At 69.3% G+C, this 23,222-nt stretch carries 19 protein-coding genes; 11 read left to right on the plus strand and 8 right to left on the minus strand.

Annotated elements, in window-relative coordinates:
* Nucleotides 1–307, minus strand: a 307-nt coding sequence (locus D7V77_RS19200) for an FAD-dependent oxidoreductase (RefSeq protein WP_233597104.1), incomplete at its 3' end; no start/stop codon positions are given.
* A 94-nt stretch (nt 308–401) separates the two neighbouring features.
* Between D7V77_RS19200 and D7V77_RS19205 the strand changes: the two genes are divergently transcribed.
* Nucleotides 402–998: a TetR/AcrR family transcriptional regulator gene (locus D7V77_RS19205; protein ID WP_158624435.1), complete on the plus strand. Its 597-nt coding sequence runs from the start codon at nt 402–404 to the stop codon at nt 996–998.
* Nucleotides 999–1,004: 6 nt separating this feature from the next.
* Here D7V77_RS19205 and D7V77_RS43775 read toward each other — a convergent pair whose 3' ends face one another.
* Nucleotides 1,005–1,190 carry a hypothetical protein gene (locus tag D7V77_RS43775; protein WP_158624436.1) on the minus strand — a complete coding sequence of 62 codons (186 nt, stop codon included), beginning with the start codon at nt 1,188–1,190 and terminating at the stop codon, nt 1,005–1,007.
* Nucleotides 1,191–1,400: 210 nt separating this feature from the next.
* Between D7V77_RS43775 and D7V77_RS19210 the strand changes: the two genes are divergently transcribed.
* Complete coding sequence (locus D7V77_RS19210) at nt 1,401–2,516, plus strand: GNAT family N-acetyltransferase (RefSeq protein ID WP_158624437.1); 1,116 nt, start codon at nt 1,401–1,403, stop codon at nt 2,514–2,516.
* On the plus strand, nt 2,489–2,926 hold the full coding sequence (locus tag D7V77_RS19215) for a hypothetical protein (protein WP_120577742.1): 438 nt from the start codon (nt 2,489–2,491) through the stop codon (nt 2,924–2,926). The genes D7V77_RS19210 and D7V77_RS19215 overlap by 28 nt, the downstream gene beginning before the upstream one ends.
* 66 nt (nt 2,927–2,992) lie before the next feature.
* Here the strand turns inward: D7V77_RS19215 and D7V77_RS19220 are convergent, their stop codons facing one another.
* The 4 genes from D7V77_RS19220 to D7V77_RS19235 all read right to left on the minus strand — a co-directional run bounded on the left by D7V77_RS19220 (nt 2,993) and on the right by D7V77_RS19235 (nt 8,586).
* Nucleotides 2,993–3,871, minus strand: a complete 879-nt coding sequence (locus D7V77_RS19220; RefSeq protein WP_120577743.1) for an aldo/keto reductase — start codon at nt 3,869–3,871, stop codon at nt 2,993–2,995.
* A 57-nt stretch (nt 3,872–3,928) separates the two neighbouring features.
* A complete protein-coding gene (locus tag D7V77_RS19225) occupies nt 3,929–4,708 on the minus strand; it encodes an SDR family oxidoreductase (RefSeq protein WP_120577744.1) in 780 nt (259 codons plus the stop codon).
* A gap of 285 nt (nt 4,709–4,993) precedes the next feature.
* Nucleotides 4,994–6,808 carry an ABC transporter ATP-binding protein gene (locus D7V77_RS19230; protein WP_120577745.1) on the minus strand — a complete coding sequence of 605 codons (1,815 nt, stop codon included), beginning with the start codon at nt 6,806–6,808 and terminating at the stop codon, nt 4,994–4,996.
* On the minus strand, nt 6,805–8,586 hold the full coding sequence (locus tag D7V77_RS19235; protein WP_120577746.1) for an ABC transporter ATP-binding protein: 1,782 nt from the start codon (nt 8,584–8,586) through the stop codon (nt 6,805–6,807). The genes D7V77_RS19230 and D7V77_RS19235 overlap by 4 nt, the downstream gene beginning before the upstream one ends.
* Before the next feature lie 165 nt (nt 8,587–8,751).
* Here D7V77_RS19235 and D7V77_RS19240 point away from each other — a divergent pair, with 165 nt between their 5' ends.
* Complete coding sequence (locus D7V77_RS19240; RefSeq protein ID WP_120577747.1) at nt 8,752–9,786, plus strand: aldo/keto reductase; 1,035 nt, start codon at nt 8,752–8,754, stop codon at nt 9,784–9,786.
* A gap of 132 nt (nt 9,787–9,918) precedes the next feature.
* Nucleotides 9,919–12,273: an arylsulfatase gene (locus tag D7V77_RS19245; protein WP_120577764.1), complete on the plus strand. Its 2,355-nt coding sequence runs from the start codon at nt 9,919–9,921 to the stop codon at nt 12,271–12,273.
* A gap of 59 nt (nt 12,274–12,332) precedes the next feature.
* Here the strand turns inward: D7V77_RS19245 and D7V77_RS19250 are convergent, their stop codons facing one another.
* Nucleotides 12,333–14,129, minus strand: a complete 1,797-nt coding sequence (locus D7V77_RS19250) for a M4 family metallopeptidase (RefSeq protein ID WP_120577748.1) — start codon at nt 14,127–14,129, stop codon at nt 12,333–12,335.
* A 348-nt stretch (nt 14,130–14,477) separates the two neighbouring features.
* Here D7V77_RS19250 and rpsD point away from each other — a divergent pair, with 348 nt between their 5' ends.
* Together rpsD and D7V77_RS45725 are read left to right on the plus strand one after the other, a co-directional pair.
* Nucleotides 14,478–15,110, plus strand: a complete 633-nt coding sequence (gene rpsD / locus D7V77_RS19255) for a 30S ribosomal protein S4 (protein ID WP_120577749.1) — start codon at nt 14,478–14,480, stop codon at nt 15,108–15,110.
* A 116-nt stretch (nt 15,111–15,226) separates the two neighbouring features.
* On the plus strand, nt 15,227–17,425 hold the full coding sequence (locus D7V77_RS45725) for an FUSC family protein (protein WP_120577750.1): 2,199 nt from the start codon (nt 15,227–15,229) through the stop codon (nt 17,423–17,425).
* Nucleotides 17,426–17,633: 208 nt separating this feature from the next.
* On the opposite strand, the gene D7V77_RS19265 is transcribed toward D7V77_RS45725, so the two are convergent.
* Nucleotides 17,634–19,229: a HEAT repeat domain-containing protein gene (locus D7V77_RS19265; RefSeq protein WP_120577751.1), complete on the minus strand. Its 1,596-nt coding sequence runs from the start codon at nt 19,227–19,229 to the stop codon at nt 17,634–17,636.
* A 103-nt stretch (nt 19,230–19,332) separates the two neighbouring features.
* Here D7V77_RS19265 and D7V77_RS19270 point away from each other — a divergent pair, with 103 nt between their 5' ends.
* The 4 genes from D7V77_RS19270 to rsmB are packed head-to-tail and all read left to right on the plus strand — an operon-like array spanning nt 19,333 to nt 23,221.
* Nucleotides 19,333–19,923, plus strand: a complete 591-nt coding sequence (locus tag D7V77_RS19270; protein ID WP_120577752.1) for a signal protein — start codon at nt 19,333–19,335, stop codon at nt 19,921–19,923.
* 34 nt (nt 19,924–19,957) lie between these two features.
* On the plus strand, nt 19,958–20,896 hold the full coding sequence (fmt, locus tag D7V77_RS19275; protein ID WP_120577753.1) for a methionyl-tRNA formyltransferase: 939 nt from the start codon (nt 19,958–19,960) through the stop codon (nt 20,894–20,896).
* Between the two features lie 49 nt (nt 20,897–20,945).
* The gene (locus tag D7V77_RS19280; protein WP_199733807.1) at nt 20,946–21,908 is read left to right on the plus strand and encodes a type II 3-dehydroquinate dehydratase; all 963 of its coding nucleotides are present in this window, start codon (nt 20,946–20,948) and stop codon (nt 21,906–21,908) included.
* Nucleotides 21,905–23,221 carry a 16S rRNA (cytosine(967)-C(5))-methyltransferase RsmB gene (gene rsmB / locus D7V77_RS19285; RefSeq protein WP_120577754.1) on the plus strand — a complete coding sequence of 439 codons (1,317 nt, stop codon included), beginning with the start codon at nt 21,905–21,907 and terminating at the stop codon, nt 23,219–23,221. Before D7V77_RS19280 ends, rsmB begins: the two co-directional genes overlap by 4 nt.
* Nucleotide 23,222 lies beyond the last annotated feature (1 nt).

The following is a 23,222-nucleotide window of genomic DNA, read 5'->3' on the forward strand; positions in this document are numbered from 1 at the left end:
GGTGGGGCACGTCCGGGGTGGCGGCGCGGCGGGCCATCATGGTCCAGCGCCCCACGACGAAGCGGCGCCAGTGGAGGCGGAGGCGGGGATAGTCCATGCCCGCGGCGAGCACGGCATCGAGCACGCCCAGGTCGTCCATCACCTCCAGCGTGCGAGGCGAAAGCCCCTTGCCGCGAGACCCGGCGAAGGGGCCCGGGGCCGCATCCACGATTCGCACGCGGATGCCTCGACGAGCGAGGTCACACGCGAGCGTCAGGCCGGTGGGCCCTGCGCCGATGACGAGCACCGGCAGAGTGTCATGGGACATGAAAGGTCTCCTGTCGCGGGGAGGCAGCGACGGAGACAAGAATGTAAGGGACTGCTTATGTTGTCAGCTTGCGTTCCCGTCCCAGGAGTCCGGCATGCCGCGCGCGAAGCTTTCCCCTCGGAAGACACCCACGCAGGAGCGCTCGCGAGCGACGGTGGACGCGTTGGTGCAGGCGACTGCTGACATTCTGGTGCGCGACGGCTACGCGAAGCTGACGACGAACCGCATCGCGGAGCGAGCGGGCGTGAACGTGGCATCGCTGTACCAGTTCTTCCCAGGCAAGGAGGCACTGGTGGTGGAGGTGTCGCGCCGGCACGTGAAGGAGCAGCGCGCCGCCGCCCGAGAGGTGCTGTCGACGCGGAAGTTCAAGACGCTGGAGGACCTCATCCGGACGCTGGTGGCGCTGGGCTTCGCGGCGCACGCGGTGAATCCGAAGCTGCACCACGCGCTGACGGAGGAGCTGCCATCACGTCCCCCCAGGAAGTGGGGTCCGGAGGACGCGCCCATGCTGGAGGCCCTGAGCCAATTCCGCACGGACGTGCCGGACCCGGAGCTGGCCCTGTGGCTCATCGACACGGTGTCCCACGCGGTCATCCACCGCGCCGTGGTGGAGCGCCCCGAGTCCCTGTCCCAGGGGCTGCTCCAGGAGGAGCTGGTGACGCTCCTCCTGCGTTACGTGAAGCGGAAGTGACGGGTGTCAGACGCGTGAGTAGGCTTCACGCTTCATGACAGCAGTAAGGGGGATGTCACGAAGCTCTTGATCGATACGAATGTCTTGATTCCATTGGAGCCCACCTCGCCCGAACAGGTTGAGGCAATGATGGAGCCCGCGACCCGGCTGGTAAGCGCCATTGAAGAGGCTGGCTATCAGCTCTTCATCCATCCAGCCATCAAGGTGGATGTCGAGAGGGACCGCGACGAGGCACGCCGCTGGCTTCGCGAGTTGTTGCTCGGCAAATACCTCCCTCTTCCTGCGCCGCCTCCCGTTCCCACAAGCTGGGACGAGGTTCTGGGGAGCCCTGCACTCCACTCGAATGATTGGGTGGACCACCAGCTGTTGGCCGCTGTTCGGTCCAATGCTGTGGGCGTCCTGGTGACTGAAGACCTGCGCATCCACCGGAAGGCGAAGCGCATCGGACTGAAGGAACGCATTGTCACGGTCGGCGAAGCCCTCGCCATGGTGCAGGGCTTGCGATCCAGGTTCGCCCGGCCTCCGCCAGCGGTGGAGTTCACGTTCGCGCATGACGTCGACACGGAGGATCCTTTCCTCGACAGCCTCCGAGGGGACTACCCGTCATTCGATGGTTGGTTCCGCAGATGCCAGATGGACCACCGACGATGCTGGGTGGTGCGGGGGCAGGGGCGTCATCTGGCCGCGCTGTGCCTCATCAAGGACGAGGAGGGCGTCCTGGGCCTCAAGGGACGCACGCTGAAGCTCTGCACATTCAAGGTCGCGCCCGCGCATCAGGGACGCCGCCTGGGCGAGCTGCTGCTCAAGAGTGTCTTCGAGCACGTTTCGAAGAACGGGCACGACTTCATCTACGTGACGGCCTACGAGCGACAGGGCGCGCTCATCGCCATGTTCGAGGACTTCGGATTCCAGGTGGAAGGGCGTACGGAATCTGGCGAACTCGTCCTCTTGAAACGAATGCGTGCAGGGGATGCGCCCGAAGTGCTTTTACCCCTCGACTTCCACGTGCGCCACGGGCCGCCCGCGATGAAGTTCGACGTGCCGTCCTTCATCATCCCCATCGAGCCCCGGTTCCATCACCTGCTCTTCCCGGACGCGGACTCGCAGTTGTCGCTGGAGCCCGGCATCCACCCCTTTGGGAATGGCCTGAGGAAGGCGTACCTGTGCCGGGCGTTGATCCGACAGATAGAGCCCGGTGCGTCCCTGCTGTTCTACCTGAGCCACTCCCAGAAGGCCGTGACGGTCGTGGGCATCGCCGAGCAGACGCTGGTGTCCGCGGATGCCGAAGAGATCGCCGCCACCGTGGGTAAACGCACGGTGTTCTCCCTTCGCGACATGCAGACGCTGTGCTCGAATGGCGAAGTGCTCGCCATCCTCTTCCGACAAGCAGCCATCCTGAAGGAGCCCATTCCTCTCGGTGACCTCTGTCGTCATGGAGTGCTCAACGGCCCTCCGCAGTCCATCACCACGGTCCAGCCGGGAGGTCGTGAATGGCTTCGCCAACGCCTCGGTCTGTAGTCCTGCTGCCCATCCAGCCCCGGTATGCGACCCCCATTCTGGAAGGGCTCAAGCGCGTCGAGTTCCGCAAGCGCGCCTTCCGCAGGGAGGTCTCACACGTCGTTGTCTACTCCTCCAGCCCGGTGAAGCAGGTCGTCGGCTTCTTCGACATCCTGGGCATCGACGAGGCCGCTCCCGAGCAGCTCTGGCGCCGCTACTCGAGGGTGGGGGGCATCTTGAAGGAGGACTACGACCGCTACTTCTCGCGATGCGAGGGCGGCGTCGCGATCCAGGTGGGAAAGGTCCACGTCTTCGCGAAGCCCTTCCCGCTGGGAGATATCTCACCGGAACTGCGCGCGCCCCAGAGCTACGCCTATCTGAGCTCGCACGCGTTCACGAAGATTCGTGGCCGGCGGACACTCGCCACCTGAAGTGCCGCGAGCACCCCATCCGCCCGTGGGCCGGTGGGGTGCTTCAAGCGGAGCAAGGTTGATGCTTCAGCGCCCCGACGCCTGCGCGTCCACGGCGGCCAGCTCGTCCTTGTTGAGCTTCACCTCCGCGCCCGCGACGTTCTCCTCCAGGTGCTTCACGGAGGACGTGCCCGGGATGGGCAGCATCACCGGCGAGCGCTCCAGCAGCCAGGAGAGGGCAATCTGCGCGGGCGTCGCGTTGTGCTTCTTCGCCACGGAGTCGAGCGTGCTCCCCGGCTTCGCCAGACCGCCCGTCGCCAGCGGGAACCAGGGGATGAACCCCAGGTTCTCCTTCTCGCAGTAGTCCAACACCTTCTCGTGCACGCGGTCGGTCAGGTTGTACCGGTTCTGCACCGACACGATGTCCACCACCTTGCGTGCCCGCTCAATCTCCTCCACCGACACCTCCGACAGGCCGATGTGGCGGATCTTCCCTTCCTTCTGCAGCGCCTTCAGCTCGCCCAGCGACTCCTCCACCGGGACCTTCGGGTCGATGCGATGCAACTGGTACAGGTCGATGCGCTCCAGCTTCAGCCGGCGCAGCGACATCTCCAACTGCTGGCGCAGGTACTTCGGCGCGGCCACCGGGTGCCACTCGTTGGGACCCGTGCGCACCAGGCCCGCCTTCGTCGCCACCACCACGCCCTTGGCGTAGGGGTGCAGGGCCTCCGCGATGATCTCCTCGCTGACGTAGGGGCCGTAGGAGTCCGCCGTGTCGATGAAGTCCACGCCCAGCTCCAGCGCGCGGCGCAACACACGCACCGCCTCCGCCCGGTCCTTGGGCGGGCCCCAGATGCCAGGGCCCGTGAGCTGCATGGCGCCGTAGCCCAGCCGGTGGACGGGCAAATCTCCGCCCAGCTTGAAGGTGCCGCTCTTCTCCGCGGGTCGCGTCGAGGTTCCGCTCATGAGTGCTTCCTCCGTGCAGATGAACGCCTAGATGGATGCATGTGCAGTAAATGCGTTTCAGGCCGTCCGGTACCGGCCGGCCAATGCATGGGTCGCCCCACGCAGCAGTCCTGTCTCCGCCTTCTCCAGAGCAGTGAGGGCCTCCGCGGCCTCCAGTCCCGGGACGCAGACCGTCTCACCGCGCTCCAGCGCGACGAGCGACGCGGTGACGACGTCCTCTGGTGACATGGTGCCGGGATAGCCACCGTTGAACTCCGTGAAGGTCATGCCCGGGCAGACGACCTGCGCCACCACGGGCGTGCCGCGCAGCTCTCCCGCGAGCGTGCGGGTGAAGTGGACGAGGAACGCCTTCGCGCCCGCGTAGGTGGCCCGGTGGGGCAGGGGACCCGGCGGCATCGCGCCGGAGAAGGCGAGCAGGGAGGCGACGTTGATGACCGCGCCCTTGCCCCGCGCCAGCATGCCGGGCAGCGCCGCGCGCGTGGCCAGCATCGGCGCCATCATGTGCAGGTTCGCCAGTCCTTCCAGCGCCGAGGGCTCCACCTGCGCGAAGGGGCCATAGCCACCCACGCCCGCGTTGTTGATGAGCAGGGTGAGGTCCTCGCCCGCCGCGCGCCCGGCCACCCGCTGAAGGTCCGCGTGCACCGTGAGGTCCGCCCGCAGCACCTCCGCGCGGATGCCATGCGCCGCCGTCAGCTCCGCCGCCAGCGTCTTCAGCCGCTCCTCCCTCCGAGCGACCAGGACCAGGTCATACCCGAGCGCCGCCAGCCGCCGTGCGTACACCGCGCCAATTCCCGCGGACGAGCCCGTCACCAACGCTGTCCCTCGACTGCCTGCCATGCCTGCTCCCTGAAGGGGTGAAGAGGGGCGCGTCCGGCTCCAACGCAATGAATGCTGGAGATCGCCACCGCGAAGCGCATGCCGCCGGGGCCGCACCCTCGGCCGCTGGGTAACGAAGGGCGGCCAGCCGTGCAAGCGAGATGCAGGCCTGTCGGGAACCAAAATGCCGGAGACGGCCCAGCGAGCCACGTCCGAGCGCCGTGGGTGCATGTTTCCGCCCGGCACAGAGGTGGAGCCCCCGCAGCGAAGAGGCGGATGGGTTTGGAGGACCGGGCTGCGGCGCGCTCAGCCCAGCGCCTTGACCGTCGGCTCCGGCGTGTCGCGGAACTGCTGGTGGTACAGCTCCGCGTAGTGCCCGCCCTTCGCGAGCAGCTCTTCGTGGTTGCCGCGCTCCACCACGGTGCCGTGCTCCAGCACCAGGATGAGGTCCGCGTGGCGGATGGTGTTGAGCCGGTGCGCGATGACGATGCTCGTGCGGCCGGACAACAGCTGCCCCAACGCCAGCTGGATGAGCGCCTCCGTGCGCGTGTCGATGTTCGCCGTCGCCTCGTCCAGGATGAGCACCCGCGGATTGGCGATGACCGCGCGAGCGAACGCGAGCAACTGCCGCTGCCCCTGACTGAGCGTCGCGCCGCCCTCGCCCAGCACGGTGTCGTAGCCCTGCGGCAGTTGGGTGATGAAGTCGTGCGCGTGCACCGCCTTCGCCGCCGCCTCTACGTCCTCGCGGGTGGCGTCCGCCTTCCCATAGGCGATGTTGTCCGCCACCTTGCCGCTGAAGAGGAACGGCTCCTGGAGCACCATGGCCATCTGCCGGCGCAGACTCGCGCGCGTCACCTGTCGCACGTCGTGCCCGTCCACGCGCACCGTGCCCCCCGTCACGTCGTAGAAGCGCGGCACCAGACTGGCCACCGTCGTCTTGCCCGCGCCCGTGCGCCCCACCAGCGCCAGCGTCTGGCCGGGCTCCAGGTGGAAGGACACATCGCGCAGCACGGGCCGCGCGGCGTCGTAGCCGAAGGACACGCCCTCGAACACCACCTGGCCCTGGAGCGGCCCCAGCTCCATCGCGCCCGCCACGTCCGGCGGCTCCGTGGTCTCGTCGAGGATGGAGAAGATGCGCTCCGCCCCCGCCAGCGCGGATTGCATCAGCGCGGCCACGGACGCGGCCAGCTGCACCGGCCGGAAGAACTGCTGCACGTAGATGAGGAACGCCGCCACGCCGCCCACCGTGAGCTGCCCGCTCAGCGCCAGCGCGCCGCCGTAGCCAATCACGAGCGCCGTGGACAGCGTGGAGAGCAGGTCGATGGCCGGCGAGAACGCGGACGTGATGCCCACCGCCGCCACGTTCGCGTCGCGGTTTGCCGCGTTCCGGTCGCGGAAGCGCTCGATGTTCTTCTCCGTGCGGTTGAAGGCCTGCGCCTGCCGCACGCCTCCAATCTCCTCCTGGAGGTTCGCCGTCACGTCGCCCACCGTCTGCCGCGTCTTGCGGTAGGCATTGCGCGCCCGCGACGCGAAGAACCACGTGGTGAACACGATGGCGGGGATGAGGGAGAAGCACGCCAGCGCCAGGCGCCAGTTGAGCGCGAACATCGCGACGAGCACGCCCACCAGCCCCAGCAGCGACCCCAACAGCTGCGTCAGCCCCTGCGCGAAGAGCTGGTTGAGCGTGTCCACGTCGCTGAGCATCCGGCTCATCAGGTCGCCCAGCGGCCGCCGGTCGAACCACGACAGCGGCAGCTGCTGGAGCCGCTCGAAGAGGCGCAGGCGCAGGTCCGACAGGACGTGCTGCCCCGTGTGGCCCACCCGCCGCGTCTGCGCCTGCTGCGTCAGCAAGCCCACGACGTAGACGACGAACAGCACCCCCATCGTCCGCAACAACCCCCAGCCGTCCCCCGAGCCGATGTCGTGGTCGATGGCCCGGCTCATCAGGTACGGCCCCAGCGCCTGGCACGCCGCGCCCACCAGGATGAAGACCATCGCCACGGTGAGCGTGCTCGCGTGCGGACGCAGCTCGCCCAGCAGCCGGCGCAGCACCTTCCCGCGGTGCTTCGCGCGGCCCATCTCCAGCTCCGCCATCGCCTCGATGCTTCCAGGCCGCCTCATGCCACCTCCTCCTGACGCGGCGGCTGCAGCTGCGACCCGAGGATGTCGTTGTACAGCTCGCTGGAGGCCTTCAACTCCTCGTGGCGCCCCTTCGCGGCGATACGCCCCTCATCCAGCACCAGGATGAGGTCCGCGTCCCGCACGGTGCTGATGCGCTGGGCGATGACGATGGCCGTCCTGCGCTTGTCCCGCATCAGCGCGTCCAGCGCGCCCTGGATGGCGGTCTCCGTGCGCGCGTCCACCGCGGACGTGCTGTCGTCCAGGATGAGCAGCCGTGGATCCGTGAGCAGCGCCCGCGCGATGGCCATCCGCTGCCGCTGCCCACCGGAGAGCCCCACGCCGCGCTCGCCCACCAGCGTGTCGTAGCCCTGGGGCAGCTCGCGGATGAACTCCGCCGCCTGGGCCGCCTCCGCCGCGGCCTCCACCTGGGCCTGCGTCGCCTCCGGGCGCCCGTAGGCGATGTTCTCCCGCACCGTTCCGGAGAACAGCAGCGCGTCCTGGAGCACCACGCCCATCTGCGAGCGCAGGCTCGCGAGCGTCACGTCCCGCACGTCATGTCCGTCCAGCAACACCGCGCCCCCGGTGACGTCGTAGAAGCGCGGCAGCAGGTTGATGAGCGTGCTCTTTCCGGAGCCGGTGGTGCCCAGCACCGCCACCAGCTGCCCGGGCTCCAACGTCACGCTCACGCCGCGCAGGATTTCGCGGTCGCTGCCCGCGTAGCGGAAGCGCACGTCGCGCAGCTCGATGCGGCCCTGCAATGGAGGCAGTGGCACCGCGCCCGGACGGTCCGCCACCTCCACCGCCGTGTCGAGCAGCTCGAAGAGGCGCTGCGCGGACGCGCTCGCTCGCGACATGCTGGCCGCGAAGAAGCCCAGCGTCATCAGGGGCATCAGCAGGAAGGTCAGGTAGCTGATGAAGGCCACCAGCTCTCCCAGCGTCAGCTTCTGATGGAGGATGCGCCAGCCTCCCACACCCACCACCATCAGCGTTCCCATGCTGGCGATGAAGGTGACCAGGGGGAAGTTGCCGGCCAGCGCGTCCACCACCCGCAGGTTCTTCTCCTTCAGCTCCGCGTTGGTCTTCCCGTAGCGCTCCAGCTCCCGCGCCTCGCCGGAGAAGGCTCGCACCACGCGCAGCCCGCGCAGGTCCTCCTGCAGCGTGGTGTTGAGCGAGCCCAGCAGCGCCTGAAGCTGGCCGAACAGCGGACGCATCCGCTGCATGAACCGGCGCAGCACCCACAGGATGGGCGGCACGGTGCTCAGCGCCGCCAGCGCCAGCACCGGATCCAGGTACAGCAGCAGCCCCGCGCAGCCCACCAGCATCGCCGCCGCCGCGGCGAACTGCACCACGCCGCTGCCCACGAAGGTCCGCACCGCCTCCACGTCGCTCGTCAGCCGCGTGAGCAACTGCCCCGTCTGCGCCTGGTCGTAGTAGCTGAAGGACAGCCGCTGGATGCGCGCGAAGAGCGCGTCGCGCAAATCAAACGCCACGCCCTGTGACGCGCGCTCCGCCAGGTAGCCCTGCAGGAAGTTGAACAGGCCGCGCCCCAGCGCGATGGCGACCAGGCCTCCCACCGCCAGCCACACGGGCCGTATTTCCCCGCGCGCGAGCCCGTGGTCGATGGCGATGCGGATCATCTGCGGCGCGCCCAGGTTCGCCACGGAGACGAGCAGCAGCGACAGCAGCGCGCCCAGCGCCTCCAGGCGATAGCGGCGCAGATAGCCCAAGGCCCGCAGGATGGGCGGACGGCCGGATGCGGGTGGCGCGGACGTGCTCACGTGAGACCTGGACCCCTTCCTCCCCACCCGGGAAGGCGCGCGCATGATGGGCGCCCCCACGCTCCGCTTCAAGCATCACTCGCGTCGCGAAACGACGGTTGCGCGCCGCGCCACGGCCCGTTACGTGGGCCGCATTTCCTCCCGCTTCGTCACGAGGTGAACGTCATGGAGTACCGGCAGCTGGGTGGTTCTGGTTTCAAGGTCCCCGTCCTCAGTCTGGGCACGGGCACGTTCGGTGGCGCTGGTGATTTCTTCAAGGGCTTCGGCTCCAGCGACGTGAAGGAGGCCACGCGGCTCGTGGACATCGCGCTCGACGCGGGCGTGAACATGTTCGACTCCGCTGATGGCTACTCCGCCGGGCTCGCGGAGGAGATTCTCGGCAAGGCGCTGGAGGGCCGGCGCGACAAGGCCATCATCTCCACCAAGGCCACCTTCCGCGCGGGCACGGGGCCCAACGACGTGGGCTCCTCGCGCTTCCACCTCACGCGCGCCGTGGAGGCCTCGCTGCGCCGGTTGAAGACGGACTACATCGACCTGTTCCAGCTCCACGCCTTCGACGCGGTGACGCCCGTGGAGGAGGTCCTCAACACGCTGGACGGCTTCGTGCGCGCGGGGAAGATCCGCTACCTCGGCTGCTCCAACTTCTCCGGCTGGCACCTGATGAAGTCGCTGGCCGTGTCGGAGCGCTACAACCTGGCGCGCTACGTGGCCCACCAGGCCTATTACTCGCTCGTGGGCCGCGACTACGAGTGGGAGCTGATGCCGCTCGCGCAGGACCAGAAGGTGGGCGCGGTGGTGTGGAGCCCGCTGGGCTGGGGCCGGCTCACCGGCAAGCTGCGCCGGGGCGCGCCGAAGCCGGAGACCAGCCGCCTCAACAACCCCGCCACCGCGGCCGGTGGCCCGCAGGTGCCGGAGGAGTACCTCTTCAAGGTCGTGGACGCGCTCGACGCCGTGGCCCAGGAGACGGGCAAGACGGTGCCGCAGGTGGCGCTCAACTGGCTGCTCCAGCGGCCCACCGTGTCCAACGTCATCATCGGCGCGCGCACGGAGGAGCAGCTGCGCCAGAACCTGGGCGCCATCGGCTGGAACCTCACGCCCGCGCAGGTGGCCACGCTGGACGCCGCCAGCACCACGCCCTGGCCGTACCCGTACTTCCACCAGCGCCAGTTCCACGAACGCAACCCGTTCCCCGTGACGTGAGCGGGGTGTGAAGCAGGAGGCGGCCAGGGCCTGGGTCCGGCCGCCTCCGTCCCGAGGGCAGATTCGCTGCCTCCGGGGGCGATGCACCTCACGCACGAGAACGTTTCTCGCCGCGTGGAGGCGCGCCCGCACATGTCCCTCAAGGAATACAAACCCGGCAGTCCGTTTCCCGGCGTCATCGGCCGCACCTGGGAGCAGTCGTCTCCCGCGTGGCCGTCTCCCCTGCGCTCGAAGCCCGGCGCGCCCAACGTCCTGTTCATCATCCTGGATGACATGGGCTTCGGGCACCTGGGCTGCTACGGCTCGCCCATCCGCACGCCGAACCTGGACCGGCTGGCGCAAGGCGGGCTGCTCTACAACAACATGCACACCACCGCGCTGTGCTCGCCCACGCGCTCGTGCATCCTCACCGGCCGCAACCACCACTCCAACGGGATGGGCACCATCACCGAAACGTCGCTGGGCTACCCCGGCTACAACGGCACCATCCCCTTCGAGAATGGCTTCCTCTCCGAGATGCTGATGGAGGCCGGCTACAACACGTATGCCATTGGCAAATGGCACCTGACCCCCGCGGAGCAGACGAGCGCCGCCGGGCCGTACTCGCGCTGGCCGTTGGGCCGCGGCTTCGAGCGCTTCTACGGCTTCCTGGGCGGGGACACGCACCAGTACTACCCGGACCTCGTCCACGACAACCACGCCATCCGCCCGCCCGGCACTCCGGAAGAGGGCTACCACCTCACCCCGGACCTGGTGGACCGCGCCATGGACTGCATCGCGGACACCAAGCAGGTCGCGCCCGACAAGCCCTTCTTCCTCTACTTCGCCACCGGCGCCATGCACGCGCCCCACCACGTCCCCCGCGAGTGGGCGGACGCCTACGCGGGCCAGTTCGACGACGGCTGGGACGCCTACCGCCAGAAGGTGTTCCAGAAGCAGCTGGAGCTGGGCGTGGTTCCCCGGGGCACGCAGCTGTCCCGGCATGACCCGGACGTGCAGGATTGGGGCTCGCTGCCGCCGGAGGAGAAGCACCTCTACTCACGCATGATGGAGGTCTTCGCGGGCTTCCTGGAGCACACGGACCACCACATTGGCCGGCTGCTGAAGTTCCTGGAGGACACCGGCGAGTTGGACAACACGCTCATCATGGTGCTGTCCGACAACGGGGCCAGCGCGGAGGGCGGGCCGCACGGCTCCGTGAACGAGCTGAAGTTCTTCAACAACGCGCCGGAGTCCCTGGCGCAGAACCTGGCGGCGCTGGAGGACCTGGGCGGCCCGAAGCACTTCAACCACTACCCGTGGGGTTGGGCCTGGGCGGGGGACACGCCGTTCCGCCGCTGGAAGCGGGAGACGTACCGCGGCGGCACCACCGACCCGTTCCTCGTCCACTGGCCCCAGGGCATCCAGGCGAAGGGCGAGGTGCGCACGCAGTACGCGCACGCCATCGACATGGTGCCCACGGTGCTGGACTGCCTGGGCCTGGAGCCGCTGGCGGAGATCCGCGGCGTCACCCAGTCACCCATCGAAGGCGTCAGCTTCAAGCACACGTTCAACGACGGGAACGCGCCTGGCCGACACCGCACGCAGTACTTCGAGATGTTCAGCTCGCGCGCCATCTACCACGACGGCTGGCGCGCGGTGTGCCCGTTCCCCGGCCCGTCCTTCAAGGAGGCCGGAGAGGGCTTCGGTGAGTCACTGCTCGACGAGGACCGGCTGCGCGAGCTGGATACACACGGCTGGGAGCTGTACCACGTGGCGGAAGACTGCTCCGAGACGAAGAACGTGGCGGCGGAGCACCGGGGCAAGCTCATCGAGATGATCGCCCTCTGGTACGCCGAAGCCGGGCGCTACCAGGTGCTGCCGCTCGCGTCGCCCACCCGCGCCGTGTTCGCCATGGAGCGCCCGCAGCTCACGAAGGACCGCACGCGCTACGTGTACCGGCCGCACACGTCGCCCGCGCCGGAGAACGCGGCGGTGCATGTGCTCAACCGGCCCCACACCATCACCGCCGACGCGGAGGTGACGCGGGACACGGAGGGCGTGCTGCTCAGCCACGGCGGCCTCACCGGCGGCTACTCACTCTTCATCCAGGACCACAAGCTGCACTACGCCTACAACTACCTCGGCGAGCAGGAGTTCCACATCGAGTCGGCGGTGGACGTGCCGGAGGGACGATCGAAGCTGCGGTTCGAGTTCGAGCCCACCGGCAAGCCAGACCTGAAGGTGGGGCGGGGCACTCCCGGACGCGGCCGGCTCTACATCAACGGCGACCTGGTGGCGCAGAGCACCATCGACGCGACCATGCCGGTGGCCATCAGTCTGGGAGAGGGGCTCACGTGTGGCCGGGACGAGAACTCGCCCGTCAGCCAGCGCTACAGCGCGCCCTTCGAGTTCACCGGCACGCTCCACGAGGTGACGGTCGACGTCTCCGGGGAGCACGTCCGGGATACCGCGGGCGAACAGAAGGCCGCCATGGCGAAGCAGTGAAATGAAAAAGGCCCGGACGGGAGCGCAGGGCTCCCGTCCGGGCCTGAAAGCTCAGCGGACTACTTGGTCACGCCGACGGCGGTCCAGGCCTCGGCGACCTTCTTCGCCTCGGTGGAGTCCTTGCCGTACAGGTCCGTGGCGGCCTTGATGGTCGCGGCGCGGGCCTGGGAGAAGTTCGTCTGCGGCGTCATGTACGTGGTGAGCGCGCGGCCGAAGACCTTGAGGCTCTTCTCCATGCCGATGCCGTCCTTCACCTCGATGCCGGACGTCTTGTTCTTGCCGCCCTCGGTGAGGAGGAAGAAGGCGTTGTTCGCGATGCCGCTGGAGCCGTGGACCTCCGTCATCTTCGGGAAGTTCTTGTAGTTGTCGATGGAGTAGCCGTCCGCCGTCGGGTCGTTCATGTAGCGGAGGGCGTCCGTGTTGTCGCCGTTCTTGGGCGTCCACGCGTCCTCGCCCACCGCCCAGTCGAACTTCACCGCGCTGTTCTTCTGGCTGGCGAACCACTCCACGCCGGTGCCCATGATGTCGCTGAAGGACTCGTTGAGGCCGCCGGACTCACCCTCGTACTCCAGGCCCGCGGTGCGCTCCGTGAGGCCGTGGGTGATTTCGTGGCCGGCGATGTCCAGCGTGGTGAGCGGGCCGGAGTCCTTCCCGTCGCCGTCGCCGTACTGCATCTTCTCGCCGTCCCAGAACGCGTTCACCAGGTTCACGTCGGTGTGGACGTAGGAGACGAGCTTCTCACCCTTGCCGTCGATGGAGTCGCGGCCGAGGATCTCCTTGTAGAAGTCGTAGGTCATCTCCGCGCCGTAGTGCGCGTCCACCGCGGTGGCGGCGCGCGACGGGTCGGTCTTCTCGCCCCAGACGTCGTTGTTGTCGGTGAAGCCCGTGGTGCCGGACGCTTCCTCGCGGTTCTTCGCGTCGTACGTCACGATGCCCTTGCCGCGCGTCTTGTCGTCCAGGGAGAACGTGCCGTCCTTGTTCTTCGTGGTCTGGATGTCGACCTTGCCGCTGTACATCGTCTGGTCGTCCGCCACGCGGCCCGCGCTGCCCGGAGTCGTGGGCGTCGTCGGGGTGGTGGGCGTCTGCGCGGGCGTGCCCGAGGTGCCGCCAGCGCGCTTGGCGTTGGTCGTGCGGTCCAGGTGGCTCAGCGTGTTGTACTGCTTGAGGGACTCGCCGGTGTTCGCGTCGATGAAGTAATTCATCGAGCGCGGGTCCTTGCCGTCGGACACCTTCGTGTCGGTGAGCGTCACGTGGTAGGCGGCGTGGTACTGGCCGTCCTTGCCCTTGACGATGACCTTCTCCGCGGTGGGCGCCTTGGACGTCTCGCCGTTGAAGTCCTTCTGCGCCACGGCCAGCGCGTCCTTCGCGGTCAGCTTCGTGGGCGCCTTGCCAATGCCCGCCGGGATGTTGGTCACGTCGCCCGTCAGGCTGTCGAACTGACCCTTCGCGTCCAGGTGGCCGATGATCTGCTCACCGGCGACCTTCAGGCCCTCGTGCATGCGGTCCATGCGCACGTGCGTCATGCCCAGTTGGTCGCGCTCCACCGTGCGCGGCGAGAACGACGTGCCGCCCGTGATGCCCGTCAGCTGCGGGTTCTTCTGGTTCACGTACGACACCGTCTGCTGCACGGCCTGCTGCGCCTGGGGGCTGGTGAGGTCCACCGGGCCCGGCGTCAGCTTCTGGCCCACGCCGTTCAGCGCCACCGTGGCCTTCGCCTTGGAGGGCGCGCCCGTGCTGAAGCTGGACTGCGAGCTCATGCCCACCGGGCCCTGGGGCTTCACGGTGTTCACCGGCTTCGTGTCGGTGCGGTTCTGGGTGGCAACAACGGGCTTCGACAGGTCGGTGCGCAGGGCCATGGGGGGCGGGCTTTCGGGGGAAGGTGAAGCGGACAAATTGATTCTCGTGTCAGCCGTCCCATTGTTGCGTGTGGGTTGTTGCTTACACGATCATGAGTGGGTCCAAGCTCATGAATTCACAGGTGAAGTTTTCGTCCTACATTCACCCCGGAAGCACATTCCGACCGGTAGGTAGGCAGGTGCGCGGGGTTGTATTTCCGTTCATTTTCACCCTGCCTGCGCACGGCCGTCCACCCACACCCCGTGTCTGGAAGCTTGACCGGCCGCTCCCTTTGCGGATATTGAAATTGATAGTGATTATCAACTTCAACTTGGCTCGACCCAACAGGAAGGCCGGAGGAACGCACCGTGGCTCGTGAACTGGGACCCCGTGGAAAGATGTGTCGGCGGCTTGGCATCCCCCTGTCGCGCATCACCGCGAAGGACCCTGACAAGGATCCGGTGCTGCGCAGGCCGTATCCGCCGGGTCAGCACGGGGCGACGGCGCGCGTGTCGGTGAGCGACTTCGCGCAGCGGCTGCGGGAGAAGCAGAAACTGAAGTTGTACTACGGCCTGCTGGAGAAGCAGTGCCGCAGCGCGTTCCTGGAAGCGCGCCGGTCCCCGGGCAACACGGGCAAGGTGTTGATGCAGCTGCTGGAGAGCCGGCTGGACGCGCTGGTGCTGCGCGCGGGGCTGGCCACGAGCATCCGCCAGGCGCGCCAGTTCGTGCGCCACGGCTACTTCCAGGTGAACGGCAAGCGCGCGGACATCCCGAGCATCCGGCTCAAGCCGGGCAACGAGGTGCGCTTCCATCCGGAGCACCTGAAGCTCGCGGCGGTGCAGGACGCCTTCGGACGGATGAAGTCCCGCCAGGTGCCCGCATACGTGCAGGTCCTGGGGGCAGGGGAGGGCATGCGCTACGTGCGGCTGCCCGAGCGTGAGGAGATCCCCGTGGACGTAAACGAGCCGTTCATCGTCGAGTACTACGCGCAGCGCAGCTGACCGCCTGGCCGCCTTGTGTCCGTTCGCCGTGCCTGCGAGCGGGCAGGGGCGGAATCCGGCGCTCGCGCACCCCATCTTCTTCCTCCAGGGGACGTTCACCCGGGGAAGGAGCGGGGATGCGTGGGGACGGAGGCGAGACGGTGGCGGACGGCTGGGTGGCGCCCCGGGGGCGTGCGGCCCGTGGACAGCTGCCCCGTCACGTCGCGGGCCTCTTCCGCTTCCAGCCGGGCCGGCCCGCGGTGTCGGCGGGGCTGCGCACGGGGCTGGCGCTGGGGGTTCCGCTGCTCATCTCCGCGCTCCTGTCGCAGCCCGCGGTGTCCTGGGCGGGCATGGCCGGGCTCTTCGTCGCGCTGGTGGACAAGGGCGGGCCGTACCGCACGCGCGCTCGGGCCATGGGCGCGATGACGGTGCTGGGCGCGTTGGTGGGGTTCATCATCGCGCTGCCGAGTCCCTTCTGGGTGGACGTGGCGTTGACGTTCTTCTGGGTGACGGCGTGCGGCTTCGCGCGCAGCTTCGGGGACACGCCGGGCATCGTGGGCATGCTGCTGGCGAACCTGTTCGTGGTGTCGCTGGCCCTGCCGCAGCGTGGGCCGGAAGCCGTGCTGTCGCAGGCGGCGTACTTCGTCGCGGGCGGCCTGTGGTCCATGTTCCTGGCGCTGGTGTTGTGGCCGCTCAGGCCCTACCGCCCCGCGCGGCTCGCCATCGCGGCCTGCTACGACGAACTGGCGGACCTCGCGGACGCGGTCGCGGGCTGGCCCATGGAGGGGCCCTCGCGGGTGGGGACGTGGGAGGCGGTGCAGCGGGCCGCGCGCATGCGGCAGTCGCTGGAGACGGCGCGCGCGACGTTGGGGGCCACGCGCCAGGGACGGCAGGAGGAGAGCGGCCGGGGCGAGCACCTGCTGGTGCTGCTGGAGGACGCGGACGCGCTGTCGCTCCTGCTCACGGCGATGTCGGAGGCGCTGGACGAGGCGCCACGCCAGGGGGCGTGCCGCACGGCCCGTATCGAGGCGCAGCACGCGCTGGGCGCGTTGGCGGTGGACCTGCGGGGCGTGGTGGGCTCGCTGGTGCGGGGCACGGTGCCGGTGCCGTCGTCGTGGGACGCGGAGCGGGTGACGCGGGTGCTCCAGGCGGACGGGGGACTGCCGGAGCCGGCGCGCTCGCAGTACTCGCACGTGGCGGGGCTGCTGGGGCGGCTGCGGGAGTACAGCGCGGTGGCGCTGGATGTGGCGTCCCGGCTGGAGAGCGGCGAGCCGCTGCCGGAGCGGGACACGAAGCCGCTGGGGCTGGAGCCGGGGCGCAGGCGTTCGTGGTGGAAGGTGCTGCGCGACCATCTGACGCCGGAGTCGGTGGTCTTCCGGCACGCGCTGCGGCTGGGGCTCACCGCGACGGTGGCGACGGCGCTGGCGGAGGGGCTGGGGCTCAATCACTGGTACTGGGTGACCATCACGGTGATTGTCGTGTTGCAGCCGTACTCGGGGCTCACCACGGAGAAGGGGCTTCAGCGTGTGGCGGGCACGTTCTTGGGCAGCGTGTTGGCCATGGGGCTGGTGCACGTGCTGCCCGCGCAGTGGCTGATGCTCGCGGCCATCGTGCTGCTGGTCTGCGTGTCGGTGAGCGTGCGGCCGCTGAACTTCACGGTGTACCAGGTGCTGCTGGCGCCGGCGCTGGTGCTGCTCGCGGAGATCCAGACGGGGGACTGGCAGCTCGCGGGGGTGCGCATCCTCAACACGCTGATGGGAGGCGTGCTGGCGCTGGTGGGCATCCGGCTGCTCTGGCCGAGTCCCGAGCACGCGCGCTTCGCCGAGGCGGTGGCCGGCGTGCTGAAGGCGGACCAGCACTACCTGCGCGAGGTGGCGCGGACGCCGGTGTCCACGGAGGTGGCGCTGCGGGAGGCCCGCCGCAAGGTGGGCGTGGCGCTGTTGTCCGCGGAGGCGTCGTTCCAGCGCTTGCTGAGTGAGTGGAAGGGGCCGGCGAAGGAGCTGGAGCCGGGGATGGCGTTGATCACCTATGCGCGCCGCTTCACCGCGGCCGTGACGGCGTTGGCGGCGAGCCGCGCGTGGCATCAGGAGTCGGACCTGGGGCCGGTGGTGCGCTACGCGTCGGACGCGCTGGAGGAGCTGTCCGCGGCGTTGGTGGCGCGCCGCGTGCCGTCAGCGCTCAAGCGCGAGACTCCGGGCCTGGAGGGCGCGGACGCGCTGGCGCGCACGCAGCTGTCGCGGCTGGTGCGTCAGCTGGGTGTGCTCCACCATGCGGTGGAGCGAATGCCGCCCGCGCTGCGTGCTTCGGAGGATGGCGCTACTCCCGTCCCCGCGTGACCCGAGGCATGCAGCGGAGGCCACCGCCAGCGCGTGTTTCGCCACGTGGTGGCGCACTTGTCGCCGCGCTGCGTGCTTCGGAGGATGGCGCCACGCCTGTCCTCGCGTGACCCGTGGCATGCGCGGCGGCAGGGACTCGCGCATCCGCCCCGGACGCGGCTTGCGCGGGGGCACATGCGCGTGCCCTCCGCGCACTTCCAGGATGGCGCTACGCCCGCTCCAGCTTGACCATCAGCCGGCGCAGGTCCTCGTTCACGCGCACGAAGTTGGAGTTGCCCTTCTCGTCCTCCAACTGCTTCTTCAGCGCGGGCAGGGACGCCTCACGCAGCTTCTTCGCCGCGCCGGGCGCGTCCGCCAGCCAGTCCACCGCCTGGATGACCGTGGCGCGCGCCTCGGTGTCGCGCTCGGTGAGCCGGGACGCCAGCGTCGGACCCTGGTCCGCCGCCCCGGAGCGCCCCACCTCCAGCGCCGCGCGCTGCAACAGCACCGCGTCCGCCTTGGGCAGCCGCTGCGACCAGCAGCCCGCGTTGCCGCTGCACGCCTGCGCCGCCTCCAGCACCGCCCCATATCCCTGGACCTGATCCGCGCGCTTCTTGCCCAGCGCCGCGGCATCCTGGCATCCGTCCTCGCCCGTCTCCTGGCAGTCCGCCGCCGTGCGCGCGGGCTCCGCCGCCGCCAGCTTCGCGAGCATCGGCTGCTCCCTCGCATCCCCCAGGAGTGCGATGCCCTTCATGGCGATCTCCCGCGAGTACCAGTCCCCGGTGCCCGCCGCCTTCTCCAGCGCGGGGAGCGCGTCCCGGCTGCCCAGCAGCGCCAGCGCTCGCACGTACGCATCCCGCACCGTCGGGTCCGGCTCGCCCACGAGCCCCGCGAGCGGCTTCACCGCCTCCTGCGCACGCATCCTCCCGAGCGCGTCCGCCGCCTGCATCCGCACCAGCGCTTGAATCTGGGGATCCGAATGCGTGAACGACAGCTGCTTCAACAGCGTGGGCACCGCGCGCTTCTCCCGGAGGTCGCCCAGCACCTGCGCGGCCTTCATCGGGTAGCTGGCGGGGTTCACCCCCTGCGCCTTCGCCCACGTGAGCAGCTCCGCGTCCTTGCCCTCCAGCACCGGTAGCAGCGCGTCCGCCGCGGGCGCGCCCAGCTGGAACAGCGCGAAGCTGCTCTCCACGTAGAACGACATGCCCCGGCGCTCCTTCGTCAACGTGCGCATCAGCGCCGGCACCGCGCGCGGATCCCCAATCTGCCCCAGCGCCTCGATGGCCTTCTTGTTGAGGAACGGCTCCGCGGACTCGTCCGTCGCCAGCTGGATGAGCGGCTCCACCGCCGGCTTCGCCTTCAGCGCGCCCAGCACCTGGATGGCCTCGATGCGCGTGTAGTTGTCCTTGCTGCGCAAGAGCGGCACCAGCGACGGCACCGCGCGCTCATCCCCAATCCGCCCCAGCGCGCCCACCACCGCCTTGTTCACCTGTTGCGCCGGCACATCCGAAGCCCCGGGGTCCAGCGCCGCCGTCAGCGGCTCCAGCGACGTCGGGTGGTGCAAATCCCCCAGCGTCCGGGCCACCGCCGCCTTCACCTCCGGCCGGCGCTCCGAGGACAGCCGCCCGTGCAGGAAGGGCAGGAACTGTTCATTGACGTTGCCCGACGTGCGCAGCGACTCAATCACTCGCACCTTGTCGTCGGGGCGTTTGGCCCCCTCCAGACTGGACTGCCAGTACTCCGGCGTCTTGGGGTCCTCCTTCTTGCAACCCCCTAGGGCAAGGCAGGAAACGGCCAGGGACAGGGCGACGAATGAGCGGGACATGGGGCTCCTTTACGTCCGAACGTCTGGGCTTCCGTCGGGTGTAGACCTGTCCTGACGAAGGACGCAAACCTCCCCCACCTCCTGGGGTACGCTGGTCAACGACATGCCCCATGCCGAAGACAGTCGTAACGCGTCGCGTCCGACCATCATCCGCCGGACGTACCTGCTCGACCGAGAATTCCAGCTCAAATACATCTTGCTGCTCACCGGCATGGGCGCCGGGAGCATGTTGCTGTTCGGCGTGCTAGCGCAGCAGGTGCACCGCATGTCCGCCGAAGAGGGCCTGTCCAGCGTGGAGACGCTCTGGTGGCTCACCGGCGTGGCCACCGTGGGTCTGGGCATCGCGCTCGGGTTGTTCGGGCTCCTCTTCACGCACCGTGTGGCGGGCCCCGTCCACGTGATGAGCCTCTACGTCGCGGCGCTCGCGGCGGGCCGCTATCCGCGCCTGCGCCCGCTGCGGCGCAAGGACGAGCTGCGCGCCTTCTTCGCGCGCTTCAGCGAAGCGGTGGACCGCATCCGGCAGCGCGAGGCGGACGAAGCGATGGCTCTGGAGAAGGCGCTGGACGCGCTCAAGGACGTGGCCACCACTCCGGAGACGCGCGAGGCCCTGTCCACGCTGGAAGCGCTGCGCGCACGCAAGCGCCAGGCGGTGGACACCTCCGCGCCGCCCGCCGCCTTCAAGTCCGTGGCCTGACCCCATCCCTTTTTCCACACGAGATTTCCCTCACATGAGCAGCCGACCCCGCATCGTCTTCATGGGTACGCCCGAGTTCGCCGTGGCCTCGCTGGAGGCCTGCTTCGACGTGGGCGACGTCGTGGCCGTCGTCACCCAGCCGGACAAGCCCAAGGGCCGGGGCAACGCCGTCACCGCGCCGCCCGTGAAGGAGCGCGCGCTGGAGAAGGGCATCCCCGTGCTCCAGCCGCAGAAGCTGCGCACGCCGCCGTTCTCCGAGGAGCTGCGCCAGTACGCCCCCGACGTCTGCGTGGTGACGGCGTACGGAAAGATTCTCCCCAAGGACCTGCTGGCTCTTCCGGTGAAGGGCTGCGTAAACGTGCACGCGTCGCTGCTGCCTCGCTTCCGGGGTGCCGCGCCCATCCAGTGGGCCATCGAGCACGGCGACAGTGAGACGGGCGTGTCGCTGATGGTGATGGATGAAGGCCTGGACACTGGCCCCGTGCTGGCGATGAAGCGGCTGCCCATCGCGCCGGACGAGACGAGCGCCACGCTGCACGCGAAGCTGTCCTCGCTGGGTGGCGACATCCTGCGCGAGTCCCTGCCGCGCTACCTCCGCGGCGAGCTGACGCCCCAGCCCCAGCCCTCCGAGGGCATGGTGCTGGCGCCCATCATCGACAAGGAGAACGGCAAGCTGGACTTCGCGAAGTCCGCGGTGGAACTGGACCGCCGCCTGCGCGCCTTCACGCCGTGGCCCGGTGCGTACACGCTGCTGGGTGGCAAGGTCTTCAAGGTGCACCGGATGCGGCCCGCGGAAGGGAAGGGTGCACCCGGCACCGTGCTGTCCGCGGGGCCAGAGGGCATCGAGGTTGCTTGTGGCGAGGGCTCGCTCGTCCTCCTGGAGGTCCAGCCAGAGGGCAAGCGGGTGATGCGCGCGGCGGACTTCCTCTCTGGAAACAGATTGCAGCCGGGCAGTCAGCCGTTCACGTCTTGAGCGCGCCGCGGAGCGCCATGTGGAATTCTCGCGTCATGGAGTCGCACGGATGGGCATGAAGCTGCTGGTGTTGCACGGACCGAACCTCAACCTCCTGGGCGAGCGTGAGGACGTCGTGGGGGGCCGCCTGACGGACCTCGACGCGGCCCTGCGCGAGAAGGCGAAGGAGCTGGGACTGACGCTGACCATCGTCCAGTCCAACCACGAGGGCGTCCTCATCGACACGATCCACGCCGAGCGCAAGAACGTGGAGGGCATCCTCATCAACCCGGCGGGCTACTTCACGTCCTACGCGCTGAAGGAAGCGCTGGAGGCGGTGGGGCTGCCCGCCATCGAGGTGCTGCTCAAGCCGCCCGCCCGCGAGTCCGTGGTGGCGGAGGCGTGCGCCATGCAGGTGCTGGGGCTGCACGGCTTCGACCCGTACATCCAGGCCCTGGAGACCTTCGCGAGCGGCATCTTCCACCCCGCCATCCCCGGGCCGGTGAAGTCGCTGGGCCGCCGCAAGAAGTCCGCCGGGCCCGAAGATGAAGACTCGCGTCCGAAGCCCAAGCTGGTGGGCCGCGTGCACCCGCTCAAGAAGGACGACGCACCGGAGCCCACTCCATTGGTCACCACGCCCGCGCGCTCGCTGCGGCGCACGGCGGAGGCCGGGGGCCCGTTGAAGACGCTGGGCCGCAAGTCCGTGCCCACGGTCGTGCAGACGGACGGCAAGCCGGGAAAGACGCTGGGCCGCGCGGCGAAGGGCGGATCCACGCCCGCGTCGGACCTGCTCACCCGGGCGCTCGTGCGCCAGAAGATCGCGGACCGGCTGGCCGGACGGCTCAGTGAAGCGGAGCTGGCCACCTGGGCCCGCGCGAAGTATCAGCAGGTCCAGCGTGGTGAACCGGCGGAGAGCGGCCACCGCGAGCTGCTGGAGGACAGCCTCCAGAGCCTCACTTTGTCCCATCTGCCCGCGACGCGGATGTCGGACGAGCAACTGGTGGACCTGATGACCCGGCTGGAAGAAGGATGAGCGCCCGTATCCTCGCCATCAACATCCTCGCGCGCGTGCGCGCGACGGATGCCTACCTCAACGTGGTGCTGGACACGGTCCTGTCGGAGACGCCTCCGAAGGACCCCCGCGACGCGGCGCTCGTCACCGAATTGACCTACGGCACGACCCGGCGGCAGCTCGCGCTGGACTACGCCATCACCCGCTTCGCGGACCGCAAGCTGGACGCGCTGGAGGACAAGGTCCTGGCCGCCCTGCGCGTGGGCGCCTACCAGCTCTTCCACACCCGCGTGCCCGCGCGCGCCGCCGTGGCGGAGACGGTCCAGGCCCTCAAGGACGTGGGGCTCGGGCGCGCGGCGGGCTTCACCAACGCCATCCTGCGCAAGCTGTCAGAGCTGCCCTCGCCGCCGCTGCCCTCCCAGAAGGACCCGGTGGAGTACCTGTCCGTGCGCGAGAGCCACCCGCGCTGGCTGGTGGAGCGGTGGATCCGCCAGTTCGGCCGCGAGCGCGCGGAGGCGATGCTCGTCGCCAACAACCTGCCGCCCGCCGTCGTCATCCGCGCCAACACCTCCAAGGTGACGCGCGACGCGCTGCTCGCGCAGCTGAAGGACGTGGGCGTGGAGGCGCGCGCCACGGAGGCCTCGCCCGTGGGCATCATCCTGCCGCCCGTGGGCCGCGTGGAGGACGTGTACGGCTACTCGGAAGGGCTGTGGCAGGTGCAGGACGAGGCCGCGCAGCTGGTGGGCGTCTATGGCGCCATCCCGGAGACGGCGCGCGTGCTGGACGCGTGCGCGGCGCCGGGCGGCAAGGCCTGCCACCAGGCGGAGACGCACGACGTCGTCGCGGTGGACCTGCACGCCAACAAGCTGCGGAAGATTGAATCGGAGGCCCACCGCCTGGGGCTGTCCGGGCGCCTGAAGGCCTACGCGCACGACGCGTCCGAACCGTTCCCCGAAAGCTGGGGCGAGTTCCACGCGCTGGTGGTGGACGCGCCGTGCTCCGGGCTGGGCACGCTGCGCCGGCACCCGGAGCTGCGCTACCGCCGCAAGGAGGAGGACGTGGCCCGGCTGGCGACGCTCCAGCGGCGCATCCTGGAGAACTGCCAGGAAGCGGTGCCGGCGGGCGGCCTGCTCGTCTATGCCGTCTGCACGCCGGAGCCGCAGGAGGGGCAGGACCAGGTGGACATGTTCCTGCGCAGCCACCCGGAGTGGACGGCCGAGCCGCCCGTGCTTCCTGGACTCAAGCTGCCGCTCGCCCAGGCCTGGCTGCGCACGCTGCCCGGGCCGGAAGGCTACGACGGCTTCTTCGCGGCCCGGCTGCGCAAGCTCTACTGAG

The sequence above is a fragment of the Corallococcus sp. CA041A genome (assembly GCF_003612075.1).
Classification (GTDB): domain Bacteria; phylum Myxococcota; class Myxococcia; order Myxococcales; family Myxococcaceae; genus Corallococcus; species Corallococcus exiguus.